This is a genomic window from Hydrotalea sandarakina, assembly GCF_003254115.1.
Lineage (GTDB): Bacteria > Bacteroidota > Bacteroidia > Chitinophagales > Chitinophagaceae > Hydrotalea > Hydrotalea sandarakina.
This window is the reverse complement of sequence record NZ_QKZV01000001.1, coordinates 416,590-433,029: the sequence shown is the minus strand read 5'-3', so window position 1 is coordinate 433,029 and position 16,440 is coordinate 416,590. Positions and strand designations below refer to the sequence as shown.

Sequence of the window (16,440 nt, the reverse complement as noted above, 5' to 3'; positions counted from 1 at the left end):
CTAAACATAAAAGGATTACTTTGGTAATCCTTTCTTTTCTTTATGAAATACACACAAACCATTGGAATTATTGCAGCCATTTTAATGATAGCTAATTGCTATTTGCCTTGGATATATATACCCTCTGTCAATTTAACTTTAAATGGTGTTCATGGAACAGTGAACGAGCAATTTACTTTTGGTCAACAAATCATTTCACAAGTTTTTTTCTCATGTTTGTTAATCATTGGTTTTTTACTTCCCAAAATATGGGCAAAGCGCACCAATATTTTCCTTGGATTTATTAATATGGCCTGGGCGGTAAAAAACTTTGTTTTATTTTCACTATGCAGGGCAGGAGAGTGCCCACAAATAAAAATGGGGTTATACGTTACTTTAATTTTAGGAGCAATTGTATTAGTAATGACATTGTTACCTAAATTAAATGTACCTGTTGAGCGAAATATTCGTTAGCAAATTTATTACCCTTCTATTAGTTTGGCTATACCAAAGGCAGCCGCAGCTGCAGCAGCACCAATCATCATTACACGTAAACCTCCCAATAATGGCGAAATGCCGGTAATTTTGCTTTTAAAATATCCGAAAATAAATAAACAAATCAGGGTTACTATTACTGAAATTTTCAATCCGTTAATGGCTTCACTAACAAAAAAATAGGGGCTAAGAGGCACAAGCCCTCCTACGATATAAGACAAACCTATATTAAAAGCACTTTTTCTGGCCCTTTTGGGGTCGGGTACTTCTAAACCTAATTCATGCTTCATCATAAAATCAACCCAGCGCTGTTTATCTTTAATAATTTCTTGCGTAGCTTCTTCTTGTACTTGTTCACTTAGCCCCCAGTTTCTAAATACAGAACGGACTTCTTCAATTTCAACCTCCGTTTTATTTTCAATTTCCCAAAATTCTTTCTTTATTTCACTGTTATAATGGTCAACTTCAGTTTTTCCTGCCAGGTAACCGCCCAAACCCATGGCAATTGAACCTGCTGCAATTTCAGCAATTCCGGCTACCCAAATTAAGTTTACCTGATGCCCCACTGCACCACTTAATCCTGCCGCTAATGCAAATGGAACGGTAAGTCCGTCGCTCATGCCAATTACAATGTCTGTTAATAAATCTGAACTTTGTAAATGTTCTTCTTTGTGGTGCAAATGGGTATCTAACATGGGTTAAAAATAAATAAAAACACTATTGAAATTGTTGCAACGTTGTTTTAATAATATGAATGGCTTCTTTTAGTTGTGTTTCCGTAATAATTAATGGCGGTGCAAAACGAATTTTATCTCCATGTGTTGGTTTGGCCAATAAACCATTTTCTTTTAATGCTAAACAAATTTCCCAGGCGGCATCTTCATTGGCATGTTGAATAACAATGGCATTCAACAAGCCTTTGCCACGTATGGTTTGAATATGTGGGCTATTTATCTTGGCTAATTCCGATCTAAATATATTGCCCATTTTCTCGGCATTTTCGGCCATTTTTTCATCTTTAATAACTTGCAATGCGGTAACGGCAACAGCACAAGCTAAAGGATTACCTCCATAAGTACTGCCATGTTCTCCTGGCTTTATGGTTAGCATTATTTCATCATCACAAAGTACAGCACTTACGGGCATGGTGCCGCCACTTAAAGCCTTTCCTAATATTAAAATATCGGGGCGAACATGTTCGTGATCGCAAGCCAACATTTTTCCGGTACGGGCTAATCCTGTTTGAATTTCATCGGCAATGAATAAAACGTTATATTCATTACATAAATCGCGAACACCTTTTAAATAACCATCATTTGGTACCACTACACCCGCTTCACCTTGAATAGGCTCAACCATAAAGGCGGCTACATTTTTATCTTGCAACGCTTTTTCCAGTGCAGTTAAATCATTGTATGGCACCAGTTCAAAACCGGGCATGTATGGGCCAAAGTTTTTATAGCTAGATGGATCGGTAGAGGCTGAAATGGCTGCAAGGGTTCTTCCCCAAAAATTACCTTCAGCGAATATGATTTTAGCTTTATTTTCCGGTATTCCCTTCTTTACATAACCCCATCTGCGAGCCAGTTTTATGGCAGTTTCTCCCCCTTCAACACCCGTATTCATGGGTAAAACTTTATCATACCCAAAATAGTCGGTAATGTATTTTTCATATTCACCCAATTTATTATTGTAAAAAGCCCTGGAAGTAAGGGTAAGTTTTTTTGCTTGAGCAATTAAACTTTCAATAATTTTAGGATGGCAATGTCCCTGATTAACGGCAGAATAACCACTTAGAAAATCAAAATACCGCTTTCCCTCTACATCATATACAAAAACACCTTCACCTTTTTCCAGTACAACCGGTAACGGGTGATAATTATGTGCGCCATATTTTTCTTCTAATTCAATAAAATAGCTGCTGCTGTATAATTGCTGTGTTAACATAAAAATCAATTTAAAAAATGAATAAATTAATAATAAAGAATGAGTATAAAAGCCCTTTAGAAAGGCTTAAGCATAAATAAATAAGAACAACCTAAAAGAATAGAAATACCATTACCCCAAGGGATGATCTAAAAAATCGAGGTTATATTGTAAGAAGCGTTTCATTATGCGCAGCAAGTTACGAAATGCCTGGTATATAAAGACTGTAATTTTAATTTTTTATTGAAAACGAAGTTATACCGAGTTTTTTTGCTTCTTTATTGAAAAATTATCGGCTAAATGTGTATAAAATGCATTTGTTTTGCCTACAAAATTTACATTTCCACGGCTTGTGTATAATTTGTATAAAAAAGATGAAATTAATATGGATATTTCATTTCAGTTTATTACCTTTGCCGTCCCGAAAAAAATAGCATCATGGCAAGAGTATGTCAGGTTACAGGAAAAAAACCATTAACAGGAAACAAAGTTTCACATTCAAACATTAAAACGAAGCGTCGTTTTCTGCCAAATTTGCAAACTAAACGTTTCTTTTTTGCAGAAGAAGACCGTTGGGTAACTTTAAAAGTTTCTGCTGACGCCATTCGTACCATTAATAAAAATGGATTGGCCTCAGTAATTAAGCAATTAAGAGCCGACGGCGTAAAAATTTAATTAAACCAGTAAATTACCCATTACAATGGCAAAGAAAGGTAATAGAGTACAAGTAATATTAGAATGCACCGAGCATAAAGCCTCAGGCATGCCGGGCACCAGTCGTTACATAACCGTAAAAAACAAAAAAAATACCCCGGAACGTCTGGAATTAAAAAAATACAACCCCATTCTGAAAAAAGTTACTGTTCATAAAGAAATTAAATAATTATGGCAAAAGCAGCAAAAACAGCGATTAAGACCAAAGACCAAAAGGCCGCCGCTGAAGCAAAAAACTGGACTAAAGTAATTAAACCTGTACTCAGCCCTAAAACCGGCGCTTACACGTTTAAAGAAGCTATTGTGCACAAGGATAAAGTAAAAGAATTTTTATCTAAATAGTTTTTTGCACTTAAATTATGTAAGGCTTTCCCCACTGGAAAGCTTTTTTTTTATACATAAATTAGTATTAAATGCAGTGTTTACTTGGCTTTGATGTATTCACAAAATTTTTCTATGAATTTTAGTGTTACTTTGTACCCACATTTACATACTCATTGAAAAAAATTTTATGGGATTTTTTGATAAATTATTCGGCAAGAAAGAAAAAGAAAGTTTAGACCAGGGATTGCAAAAAACCAAAGAAGGTTTTTTGTCTAAATTATCAAAAGCCATTGCCGGTAAAAGTACGGTAGATGCAACAGTGTTGGATGAATTAGAAGAAGCATTGATTGGTGCCGATGTTGGTGTTGATACCACTTTACAGATTATTGAACGTATTGAAGAGCGGGTAAAAAAAGATAAATACATTAATACTACTGAGCTGAATCATTTGTTAAAAGATGAAATTCAAAATGTTTTAAAAGTTGGTGATGAAACCGAAAAGCACTTTGAAATTCTTAACAATAAAAAGCCCTTTGTAATATTAGTTGTTGGAGTAAATGGGGTAGGCAAAACAACCACTATCGGCAAATTAGCCCACAACTATAAAAAAGCAGGCTATTCTGTTTTACTTGGTGCAGCAGATACATTTAGGGCAGCAGCTGTAGATCAATTAACTATTTGGAGCGAAAGAGTAGGGGTTCCTATTGTAAAGCAGGCTATGGGCAGTGATCCCAGTGCCGTGGCATTCGATACCGTTAAAAGTGCAGTTGCCAAAAATATTGATGTTGTAATTATTGATACAGCCGGCCGTTTACATAACAAAGCACATTTAATGGAAGAGCTATCTAAAATTAAGCGTGTTATTCAAAAAGTAATTCCTGATGCCCCGCATGAAGTAATGTTGGTACTGGATGGTTCAACCGGACAAAATGCATTAGAGCAAGCTAAGCAATTTACTGCTGCAACCGATGTATCGGCTATTACCGTTACTAAATTAGATGGAACTGCAAAAGGTGGCGTTGTTTTAGCAATCGCCAACCAATTTAAAATTCCAGTAAAGTTTATTGGCGTAGGAGAAAAAATTGATGATTTATTGGTATTTGATAAAAAAGAATTTGTGGATAGTTTATTTTCATTACAACATCAGTAATGGTTATAAACAAAGAAGTTCGAAGGCATTAATACTTCGAACTTCTTCAATAATATTTTTTTGATGTTTAATATTAGAAGGTGTATCTGATACCTAAACCACCCCAACCGCCTTCGAAGTACGAATAGCCTACTAAATTGAATGAGGGTTGCCAATCAAAACTAACATTTAAAGGTGCACCTTTAATTTTATAATCTAATCCCAACACCCCATCAATGCCAATAGCCACACCACTATTTCTATTAGGATAATCTCTTGTCCAATTATTGTTATAAGAACCTATATGAGCACCCGGGCCAACATACCATTTTAAGCCGGGTGCACCATTAATATCACCATGTATTTCATACAAACCTGTTAATCGAAAACCATATTGCCAAAAATAGCCCAAACCTTCAATGGCATTATTTCCATTTACAAAATGTTTTACGGAAACTGCACCGGGATATATTTTTAAACCAACAGCAGTTTGATATGAGCTACTTAAATTTTGTGCTTGCAATGAAGCAATACCAACGAATAAAGAGAAAAGGCTAAGGATGAATAATTTTTTCATAATACATATTTTGGCAAAATTATTAAAAAATCGTGCCAATTTTTTGTGTATAAAACTTTGATGCTGAATCAATTTATTTCAAATTTTTCCTGTTAGTTTGTGGTATGCATACATTTGAACAACTTACTGAATTGTTTGGAAATTATTTTTCAGCACAACAACTGCCAACGTTACCTAAAAACTTATATGACCCTTGTCGATATTTTCTTCAGTTAGGCGGCAAAAGAATTCGACCGGTTTTTTGTTTAATGGGTAATGAATTGTTTGGTGAAATTCATGAAGATGCTTATAAAGTGGGAACAGCAATTGAACTGTTTCACAACTTCACTTTAATTCATGATGATATTATGGATGAAGCTGATTTGCGCAGAGGCAAACCTACTGTTCATACTAAGTACGGTAATACTGCTGCTTTATTATCAGGCGATGTAATGATGATAAAAGCATACCAATATTTAGAAAATATTCAAACGGAATATTTGAAAAATATTTTGCATTTGTTTAATAAAACAGCTGTAGAAGTTTGTGAAGGTCAACAATTAGATATGGATTATGCGCAAGATAATCGCATTGATTTATATGATTATATAAAAATGATTGAACTAAAAACATCTGTTTTATTAGCAGCCAGTTTAGAAATGGGTGCAATTATAGGTGGTGCCAGTGAAGGAAGCAGCAAACATTTATATGCTTTCGGGAAAAATTTGGGCATTGCTTTTCAAATACAGGATGATTATTTGGATGCCTTTGGCGATGCTGCAAAATTTGGTAAAGAAATTGGTGGCGATATTAAACAAAATAAAAAAACAGCTTTGCTTATTCGGGCATTAGAGGTAGCTACAGATGCACAAAAACTAAAGCTGAACGATGCTATGAATAACAATGCTGATAATAAAGTTGAAACTGTTATTCAACTATTTCGTGAATGTGGTGTACCTGAATGGGCCAAAGCTTTAAAAGAAGAATATTTGAATAAAGCAATGTATCATTTAGAAGAAGTTGCTGTTCAAAGCTCACGAAAAAAACATTTAAAAGATATAGCCGCATTTCTCATTCAAAGAGATTATTAATGTATCTTCCTTTTTTTAATAAACAGCGATTGCATGTCGACCTTATTTCGTAAAAAATCAATTGACAAAATTGTTGCCGATTCCGAGGCAGGATTAACAGATAGCCATCATCAATCATTAAACCGCGTACTAACGGTAAAGGATTTAACATTCATGGGTATTGCAGCCATTATTGGTGCAGGCATTTTTTCAACAATCGGTACCGCAGCATTTAATGGTGGGCCTGGTATTGCATTTCTATTTATTATAACAGCAATTACATGTGGATTTAGTGCATTGTGTTATGCTGAATTTGCAAGTAGAGTACCCATAGCCGGAAGTGCTTACACTTATGCTTATGTTAGCTTTGGTGAATTAATAGCATGGATAATTGGCTGGGCACTAATTTTAGAATATGCTATTGGAAATATTGTAGTGGCTATTAGCTGGAGTGGTTACTTTAATAATCTTTTAATGGGTTTAGGTATTCACTTACCCGGATGGTTATTAACTGATCCATTTTCGGCTGCCAAAGATTATCAGGAAGCAATTGCATTTACAACCAAAAATCAACCCTTACCACAGCATTTAACAACAGCCATTGACACTTGGACTAATGCTCCGGTTTTTTTGGGCAAGCACATATTAATGAATTTGCCTGCATTCATCATTGTTGTATTAATTACCATTTTGGCTTATGTGGGTATAAAAGAGAGTAAGAAATCAACCAATTTTATGGTGATTTTTAAAATTATAGTAATTATTTTCGTAATAGTTCTAGGATTTTTTTACGTTAAACCAGCCAATTGGTCACCATTTCTGCCTAATGGTTTTGGTGGTGTTTTAGCAGGTGTTTCTGCTGTATTTTATGCTTATATAGGTTTCGATGCCATTTCTACTACTGCCGAAGAATGTAAAAATCCTCAACGCGATTTACCTAGGGGCATGATTTATTCTTTAATTATATGCACTGTATTATATATATTAATTGCCCTGGTATTAACAGGAATGGTTCACTATTCCGAATTAAAAGTAAATGACCCGCTTGCTTTTGTTTTTAGCAAAATTAATTTGCCTTGGGTAAGCTACATTATATCTATCAGTGCTGTGGTAGCAACTACCAGTGTAATGCTGGTGTTTCAATTAGGGCAACCACGCATTTGGATGAGCATGAGTAGAGATGGATTATTGCCAAAGAAATTTGCACAAATACATCCCAAATTTCATACACCAGCATTTTCAACAATTATTACCGGCTTTTTGGTAGCCATTCCTGCTTTAATTTTACCAAGTAGTTTAATGACCGATTTAACCAGCATAGGAACATTATTTGCATTTGTATTGGTTTGTTTTGGAGTGCTGGTTTTACCCAAAATGCAGAATGCAAAGCAAGGTCGTTTTAAATTACCTTATATTAATGGTAAGTTTATTATCCCCATTCTCGCCATTTTTTTTATCATTGCATTTCACCAACGGTTATCACTTGCCTTTGAACAAATGAATACGGAAAGTTATCAGGAAATTTTATTTATTGTATTTGTTGCTATACTGGTAGTAGTAGCAATTTTAAGCTTTTTAAAAAACTATTCTACCATACCGGTATTAGGTGCCTTGTTTTGTTTGTATTTAATGATTGAAATACCTGCAATAAGTTGGATGTGGTTTTTTATATGGATGGGCTTAGGATTATGTCTTTATTTCTTTTATGGAAGAAAACACAGCAATCTCTGCCCACCCAATATTAATTGCTAAAGAAAAAACATTACGATTTTTTTGTTTTAACATAATACAAACGTTGAATCAAAGCATCATTAAATAAGTGCATTTGCTTTGAACTCACCGTTATCAATTTCCAGGATGTAGTAGGATATATTTTAATGCTTACACCTGAATCATCCCACAAACTAATGGGTAAATTAAATTTAGGAATACAGTTTATCCATCTAAAACGAACCTTGTGTTCAGCCGAATCAATGGCATATTCCAATACAGGTATTTGCGTAGTTCTTAAGTATTGATTAAACACGTATTGAAAATTAAATCCGGCATGTTGATTAATATAGTTTTCAATATTAGCTGTAGTTACAGTTTTATGATAAAACTCCTTGTTCAACCCGTGCAGAATTTTTCGAAATAACACATCATTATTCATTGAATGGCGAATGCTATGCAGTAAAGCACCTCCTTTGTAATACATGTCGCTACTGCCTTCTTTATTTACACCATAAGGGCCTATAATGGGTTTATCATTTAAAATATTTTTTCTGCTACCTACATTATAATCCGTTCCGGCTTCTTTACCATAATAATATTCCGTAAATAAAGTTTCACTATAATTGGTAAAGCCTTCATGAACCCACATATCGGCTACATCTTTGGTAGTAATATTATTGCCAAACCATTCATGTCCGCTTTCATGTACAATGATAAAATCCCAACGCAAACCCCATCCCGTTCCACTTAAGTCTCTGCCTAAATATCCATTTTTAAAATGATTACCATAAGCTACTGCACTTTGATGTTCCATACCTAAATGTGGTGCTTGAATTAATTGATAACCGTCTTCATAAAAAGGATAGGGGCCAAACCAATATTCAAATGCCCGTAACATGGGTTTCACTTGCTGAAATTGTTGCCATGCAATTGTGGTATCATAATCTAAAACCCAAAACTGTAAGTTTAATAGTCCTTTTGCGCCTAATAAGGTATCTTTTTTATTGACATATTTTCCAATGTATGGAATAATGTCATAATTATTAATTGGATTGACAACTTGCCATGTATATATTTTCTTTTGATTATTTGTATTCACTACTTCTTTTAATCTGCCATTACCCACTGCCATAAGGGTATCGGGCGAAATAATTGACAAGGTGGCTCCGTTGTCCGGTTCATCACCCTGATAATCTTTACAAGGATACCAAACACTGGCGCCCAAACCTTGGCAAGCTACAGTCATCCAAGGTCTGTTTAAAGAATCTTTTTTCCATATCCATCCGCCATCCCATGGTGGCCTTACTGCCTCTCGTGGTTTTCCATGATAAAATATTGTTATCGAATCATGGCTTCCAATTTTTGCAACAGGTAATTTTTCTAAATAAACTACATTATCCTCTCGCTTAAATTCCCAATTTTTATTATGAAAGAAAATACTATCTACAATTAAAGGTTGCTGCAAATCAATTTGCATAGTAGTTACTGGTTTAACCACAGCATATTGTATGGTAGTTTTACCTTGTATGGTTTTCGATTCAAAGTCCGGATTAACTGTAATGCTGTAGTGTAATACATTCCACCAATTGCGTTGTGCATTATCACTTCCTCTTAATGTATCGGCATGTGTGAAAACTGTTTTATTTTGTAGTAGTTGTGCTGAACCCCCAAAAGGAAAGGCTAAAAGCAAAATAAGCCATAAAAATTTATTGCACATGGTTATAAATTAATAATTTGAAATGAAAATATGAAGCTAACGAAAATGTATCAAAAGTTATATCTTCAAAAAGGCTTACAGTTTATTTTAATAACTTTTATAAGTTGTTTTTTTAGTTGTTATTCAAAGCCGGAAATAAAAAAACAAGTATTTGCTTACAATGAAAGTACCGGTATTGCAACATTAGATCCTGCTTTTGCCAAAAATCAATCTGTAATTTGGGCAGTACATCAATTATACAATACTTTAGTAGAACTGGATAGCAATTTGGAAATAAAACCATCCATTGCCAAAAGTTGGAATATTAGTAATGACGGACTAATTTATACTTTCCATTTGCGGAATGATGTTTATTTTCAAGATAACCCGGCATTCATAAATGGTAAAGGAAGAAGGTGCACTGCCCATGATGTAGTATTTAGTTTAAACAGAATTATTGATAAAAATACCGCTAGCAGCGGTGCATGGATTTTTAATGGCCATGTGGTAAATGATAATGCTTTTACAGCTTTAAACGACACTACTTTTCAATTAAAATTACAACATCCCTTTCATCCTATTTTAGAAATACTAACCATGCAATACTGCAGCATTGTTCCAAAAGAAGTAGTGATGAAGGAAGGAAAAAATTTTGGAAGAAAACCCTGTGGTACCGGCCCTTTTCAATTATTTTTTTGGGAAGAAGGGGTGGCTTTAGTTTTACATAAAAACAAGCATTACTGGGAAAAAGATAATAACGGTACTTCATTGCCGTATTTAGATGCCATTAAAATTAGCTTTTACCAAAATAAAGCAACCGAGTTTTTACAGTTTAGGCAGGGTGAACTTTCATTTATCAACGACATAGATCCTGTTTTTAAAGATGAGGTATTAACCAAATATGGATCATTACAAAAAGCTTGGTTAGGCAAAATGCAATTACAAAAGCATCCCTATTTAAACACCGAATATTTAGGCATTTTAATGGATACCTCTTTGGCAATTGTTAAACAGTCGCCACTTCAATATAAAAAAATTCGACAGGCTATTAATTATGCCATTAATAAAGAACAAATGATGCTGTACTTACGTAATTCAATAGGATATGCGGCCAATGCGGGTTTTTGTCCCATGGGTTTACCATCAAATAATACAGCTTATGTAAAAGGTTATAGCTACAATCCTAATAAAGCGAGGCAATTACTTTTAGAATCTGGCATAACCTCTCAAAATATGGCAGCGATTCATTTGTTAACCATTCCCACTTACGCCAATTTAGCCAGTTTTGTTGCTAAACAATGTGAAGATGTTGGCATTCCGGTACAAGTAGAAGTGGTTCAAAAAAGTGTTTTGTTAGAACAAACAGCACAATCAAAAGCCTTATTTTTCAGGGGTAGTTGGATGGCTGATTATCCGGACGCAGAAAATTATATGGCTGTTTTTTACAGTAAGAATCCTGCACCGCCCAATTATACACGATACAAGAATACAACTTTCGATAATCTATATACCCAAGCAGTAGCAACCGATAATGATTCCATCAGGTATGCACTGTACCGCCAAATGGATCAATTAGTAATGGATGATGCCCCTGTAGTACCCTTATTTTATGACATGGTTATACATTTTGTACAAAATAACGTGCAAGGCTTTGAGCCGAATGCCTTAAATCTATTGGAGTTGAGGCACACCAAAATAATATCTGTTAATAAGCAGTAAATTCAAAATCAATCTTCTTACTCCACACCGGGTTTTAATTTGTTTTTGAACACTTTTTCAAACTTTTCTAATTTAGGTCTAATTACAAAACGGCAATAAGGCGCGTCACCATTATTGTTGTAATAATTTTGATGATAGTTTTCAGCCGGATAAAAGTTTTTGAATGGTTCAATTGCAGTAACGATTGGTTTGTTAAAGGCACCACTTTTATCTAATGCAAGTTTATATGCTTCTGCTTTTTGGCGTTGCTCTTCATTGGTATAAAAAATTACACTTCTATACTGAGGCCCTACATCAGCACCTTGTTGATTAAGTGTAGTGGGGTCATGGGTTTTCCAAAATACTTCCAACAATTCATCAAATGAAACCACTTTAGGATCATAGATGATTTGTGCTAATTCAACATGTCCGGTATTTTTATCGCATACCTGTTCATATGTTGGATTGGGTACATGGCCGCCGCCATAGCCACTATTCACTTCATAAACTCCGTTTAATCGTTGAAAAAAAGCTTCTGTACACCAAAAACACCCTTCGCCAAAATAGGCGGTATCTGTTTTTAGTCCTGCCGGAATTGTTTTATTGTCCATATTATGTGTTATTTCCTTTGTTTCCTTATTTTTCGCCGGTTGAGCACAGGATAAACAAAAAGTACTTATAAAGCACAAACCTGTGAAATAGAATTTTAAAAGCATAACAGCAAAATTATACCATTAAAACGTGTAACTACAGTTAATTGTTTAATATTGAACACATCAACATTATTGTGTAAAATTACTCATCCATTCAATGCCGTTTACAAATTAACTTTGTTGTTATTGCACTTTATATTATGCGTTTATATCCTAATCTGGCACCTGTTTTATTAGAATTTAATACTGTACAACAATTATTAGGTCAATATTGTAAAACAACCATTGCCGCTGAAAAAGCCGCATCATTACGCTTACATACAAAAATTAATTTTATTGAATTAGAATTACAGCAAGCCCATGAATTTAAATTAATATTACAACATGGGCAATATTTTCCCATTGATTGCACCACCCATTTACAAAAAGAAATTCAGTTATTAAGCATTCAAGGATCTACACTTTTAGGAGAAGATTTTTTAGAAATAAGATCATTGGCATATAATATACAGGCTATTTTTCGTTGGTTTGATACTGAAAGACGATTAGCCTACCCGGCATTAACCAAAGTAATTGAAAATAGTTATTTTGAAAAAAACATCATAACATATATTGAAGAAGTTATTGATGATACCGGCAATGTAAAAGACAATGCCAGTGCTGATTTACAAAACATTCGAATACGTTTGTGGAAAAAGAGAAATGAATTAAGACGCGTTTTTGAAAAAGTATTACACAAACTAAGTAAAGCCGGTTATACCGCCGATATTGAAGAAAGCTTTAGTAGTGGCAGAAGGGTAGTGGCTGTTTTCTCGGAACACAAGCGGCAAGTTAAGGGTATTTTTCATGGAGAAAGTGACAGTAGAAAAACAGCATTTATTGAGCCAGAAGAAACCATTGACTTGAATAATGAAGTTTATGCTTTAGAAAACGAAGAGCGAGCTGAAGTAAAACGCATATTAAAACAGTTAACAGCCAATTTAAGTAGTTATGCACCATTACTGCTGAACTATCTTAACATTATCGGTTTGTTTGATTTTATTAAGGCCAAAGCTTTGTTGGCAATGGATATGCACGCCGAAAAACCCGACATTATTGATAAATCAATGTTGCATTTGCAACGAGCTTATCATCCTATTTTATTTTTAAATAATCAAAAAAGCAATAAACCTACTATTCCGGTAAACATTGAATTGAATGATGAAAAGCGAATTTTAATTATTAGCGGCCCTAATGCCGGTGGCAAAACAGTAACCATGAAAACTGTTGGGCTAATTCAGTTAATGGTACAAAGTGGTTTATTAGTTCCTGTTCATCCGCACTCGCAAATAGGTATTTTTAAGCAACTATTTATTTTAATGGGTGATACCCAAAGTATTGAATTTGAGTTAAGCACCTATTCTTCGCATTTATTGCATTTAAAGCATTTCATTGAAATGGCGAATGGTAGAACCTTATTTTTTATTGATGAATTGGGTAGCGGCAGTGACCCCAACTTGGGCGGTGCATTTGCTGAAGTCATCATGGAAGAATTGTGTCGCAAACATTCCATTGGTATTGTAACAACCCATTATTTAAATTTAAAAATTATGGGTAATAAAACACCCGGTATAGTGAATGGCGCAATGGCCTTTGATGAGAAAAAGTTAGAACCCCTGTATCAATTAATGATTGGTAAGCCGGGCAGTTCTTACACTTTTGCTATTGCCGAAAGAATAGGGCTTCCTATTGCATTAATTAATCGTGCCAGAAAGTTAGTAGATGAACAGCATTTTAAATTAGATAAACTATTGAACAATACGGAACAACATTTGCAGCAGTTGCATTCTGAAAAAATAGAATTAAAAAAATTATTGAAAGAAAATGCAGACTTAAAAAAAGAACTGGAAGCAACACTAAAAAAAGAAAAGCACAAACAACAAATTGAATTATTAAAACATCAAAATAAATTATCAGAAGAAAAATTAGCTTACTTAAAAAACATGGAACGTAAGCTAAAACAAATTGTATTGGACTATAAAAAAGCGGAAGACAAGAACGAGGTAATAAAAAATTTGAAAAACTTACTTTTTCAAAAAAATGAAATAGTTCAACCCAAACAAGTCAAAAAAATCAACCATCAATACAAAGAATTAAACAGCACCATTAAAGAAGGTATGTTGGTGAAATTGAAGAAAAATTACCAAGTAGGTACAGTAAAGGAAATAAGAGGTAAAAGAGCCATTGTTCAGGTTGGTTTACTTCCCATGAATATTGAGCTTAGCGATTTGGTAGCAGTAGAGAAACAGGAAGAAACTGAAAAAAATCAACCCAAATAATTTTTTCAATTACGCTAAATTTTTCAACATCCAAATGGTGCAACCGGAATGCCCTGAATTCCCTTTTGGCCCTGTTAAATAGGTAAAACCAAATTTTTCATAAACTGAAACTGCTTTACTTAATTCGGGCATGGTTTCAATATAAACCTGGCTAAATCCTTCTTCTTTTGCCGTTTGCAAACATTTATCAATTAAAAATTTACCTAATCCTTTACCACGAGCACTTTTTTTCAAGTACATTTTTACCAGCTCACACATACCTTCAGGTAAACCTTCTGTAGGATAAATGCCGGCACCACCTAAAATTTCACCATTATGTTCAGCTACAAAATACTTTGCTTTGTCGTGGTTTTGAAATAAGTTATACAAATCATCGGTACTTGCATCAAAATAAACGGTGCCGGGCTTATTCGCATTAAATTCCTCTAATGCTGTGCGTATAATTGTGGCTAAAGCAGCATTATCTTTGGGTTCAATAGGCCTGATATTACACAACTCCATGCTTTATTTCCGCATTTTTTTGTAATGGTTAATTAATGCATTGGTAGATGAATCGTGCGATGTTACCATTTTATCATCATTTAATTCAGGCAGAATTTTTCCTGCCAATTGTTTTCCTAATTCAACCCCCCATTGGTCAAAACTGAAAATATTCCAAATTAAACCTTGAACAAATATTTTATGTTCATAAAGCGCAATTAGGCTACCTAAAGAGTAGGGGGTTATTTCTTTTAATAAAAAGGAGTTGGTGGGTTTATTACCCGCAAAAACTTTAAATGGCACTAATTTTTTAACTTCATCTTCATTAGACATTACTTTCATTAATTCTTCTTTCACTTCAGCTTCTGTTTTACCATTCATTAAAGCTTCTGTTTGTGCAAAAAAGTTGGAAAGTAATTTAGTATGATGATCCCCCAAGGGATTGTGACTTTTAGCCGGAGCAATAAAATCGCAAGGAATTAAGGGTGTACCCTGATGAATTAATTGATAGAATGCATGTTGACCATTAGTACCGGGTTCACCCCAAATAACCGGGCCTGTTGAATAATTAACCGGATTGCCCATTCTGTCAACACTTTTTCCGTTGCTTTCCATATTGCCTTGTTGAAAATAGGCCGGAAAACGATGCATGTATTGGTCGTAAGGAAGGATAGCTTCGCTTTGTGCACCAAAAAAATTAATATACCAAATACCTACAAGCGCCATGATGACCGGTATATTTTTTTCAAAACGTTCGGTTTTAAAATGTTCATCAACGGCAAAGGCTCCTTTCAATAACTGCTCAAAATTATCATAGCCGATAGTAAGTGCAATGGATAAACCAATGGCACTCCACAAGGAATAACGTCCGCCAACCCAATCCCAAAACTCAAACATATTTGCTTTATCAATACCAAATTTTGTTACTTCTTTTTCATTGGTACTTAATGCAACAAAATGTTTGGCAACATGGGCTTCATCTTTTGCTTGTTTCAAAAACCAATCTCTTGCTGAGTGTGCATTAGTCATGGTTTCCTGAGTGGTAAAAGTTTTAGAAGCAATTAGAAAAAGCGTTTCTTCAGCATTAACTTCTTTTAGTATTTCAACCAATTGAGTGGCATCAACATTGCTAACAAAATGCGCATGCATGCCTTTTATCCAATAAGGCTTTAATGCTTCTGTAACCATCACCGGGCCTAAATCACTGCCGCCTATACCTATGTTTACAATATGTTTAATTTTTTTTCCGGTGTATCCCTTCCATTCACCTTCATGTATTTGACGGCAAAATGTTTTCATATGGTTAAGCACTTTTCTAACCAAGGGCATAACATCTTTACCATCAACTAAAATGGGTGTATCGGAAAAATTACGCAATGCTGTGTGCAAAACCGACCTATGCTCTGTTTCATTAATTTTTATACCGGCAAACATAGCATGAATACCTTCTTTCAAATGACATTCATCGGCCAATTGCAACAATAATTGCAGGGTTTTTTGATTGATGATATTTTTGGAATAATCAAATAAAATATCTTCAAACTGAATAGAAAATTTTTCAAATCGATCTTTATCTGCCGCAAACAAATCGCGCATATGGCGACGATTCATTTCTTCATCGTGGTGTTTTTTTAGTAAAAACCAGGCTTGTGTATTGGTGGGATTTATTTTCGGTAGCATAAATGTTCA

At 34.4% G+C, this 16,440-nt stretch carries 16 protein-coding genes; 9 read left to right on the top strand and 7 right to left on the bottom strand.

From position 1 onward, the window contains the following. Positions 1 to 42: 42 nt before the first annotated feature. Positions 43 to 453, top strand: coding sequence for a hypothetical protein (locus tag LX80_RS01925; protein WP_111293339.1), 411 nt, complete (start codon positions 43 to 45; stop codon positions 451 to 453). Positions 454 to 461: 8 nt separating this feature from the next. Here LX80_RS01925 and LX80_RS01920 read toward each other — a convergent pair whose 3' ends face one another. Both LX80_RS01920 and rocD read right to left on the bottom strand, forming a co-directional pair. Further along, the gene (locus tag LX80_RS01920; RefSeq protein WP_111293338.1) at positions 462 to 1,169 is read right to left on the bottom strand and encodes a VIT1/CCC1 transporter family protein; all 708 of its coding nucleotides are present in this window, start codon (positions 1,167 to 1,169) and stop codon (positions 462 to 464) included. Positions 1,170 to 1,191: 22 nt separating this feature from the next. Next, on the bottom strand, positions 1,192 to 2,421 hold the full coding sequence (gene rocD / locus LX80_RS01915; protein WP_111293337.1) for an ornithine--oxo-acid transaminase: 1,230 nt from the start codon (positions 2,419 to 2,421) through the stop codon (positions 1,192 to 1,194). Between the two features lie 417 nt (positions 2,422 to 2,838). On the opposite strand from rocD, the gene rpmB reads away from it, so the two are divergent. From rpmB to ftsY, 4 genes are all read left to right on the top strand, one after another. Then, on the top strand, positions 2,839 to 3,075 hold the full coding sequence (gene rpmB, locus LX80_RS01910; protein WP_111293336.1) for a 50S ribosomal protein L28: 237 nt from the start codon (positions 2,839 to 2,841) through the stop codon (positions 3,073 to 3,075). 25 nt (positions 3,076 to 3,100) lie between these two features. Continuing rightward, on the top strand, positions 3,101 to 3,283 hold the full coding sequence (gene rpmG / locus LX80_RS01905; protein ID WP_111293335.1) for a 50S ribosomal protein L33: 183 nt from the start codon (positions 3,101 to 3,103) through the stop codon (positions 3,281 to 3,283). A gap of 2 nt (positions 3,284 to 3,285) precedes the next feature. Further along, positions 3,286 to 3,456 (top strand): DUF4295 family protein, encoded by a 171-nt coding sequence (locus LX80_RS01900; RefSeq protein ID WP_111293334.1) that lies wholly within the window; start codon positions 3,286 to 3,288, stop codon positions 3,454 to 3,456. A gap of 169 nt (positions 3,457 to 3,625) precedes the next feature. Then, positions 3,626 to 4,588 carry a signal recognition particle-docking protein FtsY gene (gene ftsY / locus LX80_RS01895; RefSeq protein ID WP_111293333.1) on the top strand — a complete coding sequence of 321 codons (963 nt, stop codon included), beginning with the start codon at positions 3,626 to 3,628 and terminating at the stop codon, positions 4,586 to 4,588. Between the two features lie 73 nt (positions 4,589 to 4,661). On the opposite strand, the gene LX80_RS01890 is transcribed toward ftsY, so the two are convergent. Further along, positions 4,662 to 5,144, bottom strand: a complete 483-nt coding sequence (locus tag LX80_RS01890; RefSeq protein WP_146250355.1) for a hypothetical protein — start codon at positions 5,142 to 5,144, stop codon at positions 4,662 to 4,664. Positions 5,145 to 5,248: 104 nt separating this feature from the next. Between LX80_RS01890 and LX80_RS01885 the strand changes: the two genes are divergently transcribed. Beyond that, positions 5,249 to 6,214, top strand: a complete 966-nt coding sequence (locus LX80_RS01885) for a polyprenyl synthetase family protein (protein ID WP_111293331.1) — start codon at positions 5,249 to 5,251, stop codon at positions 6,212 to 6,214. Between the two features lie 33 nt (positions 6,215 to 6,247). Beyond that, on the top strand, positions 6,248 to 7,945 hold the full coding sequence (locus LX80_RS01880; protein ID WP_111293330.1) for an amino acid permease: 1,698 nt from the start codon (positions 6,248 to 6,250) through the stop codon (positions 7,943 to 7,945). Positions 7,946 to 7,955: 10 nt separating this feature from the next. Here LX80_RS01880 and LX80_RS01875 read toward each other — a convergent pair whose 3' ends face one another. Further along, positions 7,956 to 9,623 carry a M1 family metallopeptidase gene (locus tag LX80_RS01875; protein ID WP_111293329.1) on the bottom strand — a complete coding sequence of 556 codons (1,668 nt, stop codon included), beginning with the start codon at positions 9,621 to 9,623 and terminating at the stop codon, positions 7,956 to 7,958. 30 nt (positions 9,624 to 9,653) lie between these two features. On the opposite strand from LX80_RS01875, the gene LX80_RS01870 reads away from it, so the two are divergent. Continuing rightward, complete coding sequence (locus tag LX80_RS01870; protein ID WP_245897925.1) at positions 9,654 to 11,321, top strand: ABC transporter substrate-binding protein; 1,668 nt, start codon at positions 9,654 to 9,656, stop codon at positions 11,319 to 11,321. 17 nt (positions 11,322 to 11,338) lie between these two features. Here LX80_RS01870 and msrA read toward each other — a convergent pair whose 3' ends face one another. Next, positions 11,339 to 11,911, bottom strand: a complete 573-nt coding sequence (msrA, locus tag LX80_RS01865; protein ID WP_111293544.1) for a peptide-methionine (S)-S-oxide reductase MsrA — start codon at positions 11,909 to 11,911, stop codon at positions 11,339 to 11,341. 242 nt (positions 11,912 to 12,153) lie between these two features. Here msrA and LX80_RS01860 point away from each other — a divergent pair, with 242 nt between their 5' ends. Further along, complete coding sequence (locus LX80_RS01860; protein WP_111293327.1) at positions 12,154 to 14,271, top strand: endonuclease MutS2; 2,118 nt, start codon at positions 12,154 to 12,156, stop codon at positions 14,269 to 14,271. 9 nt (positions 14,272 to 14,280) lie between these two features. Here the strand turns inward: LX80_RS01860 and LX80_RS01855 are convergent, their stop codons facing one another. Next, on the bottom strand, positions 14,281 to 14,772 hold the full coding sequence (locus LX80_RS01855) for a GNAT family N-acetyltransferase (protein ID WP_111293326.1): 492 nt from the start codon (positions 14,770 to 14,772) through the stop codon (positions 14,281 to 14,283). Positions 14,773 to 14,775: 3 nt separating this feature from the next. Then, positions 14,776 to 16,431, bottom strand: a complete 1,656-nt coding sequence (pgi, locus tag LX80_RS01850) for a glucose-6-phosphate isomerase (protein ID WP_111293325.1) — start codon at positions 16,429 to 16,431, stop codon at positions 14,776 to 14,778. Positions 16,432 to 16,440: the final 9 nt, after the last annotated feature.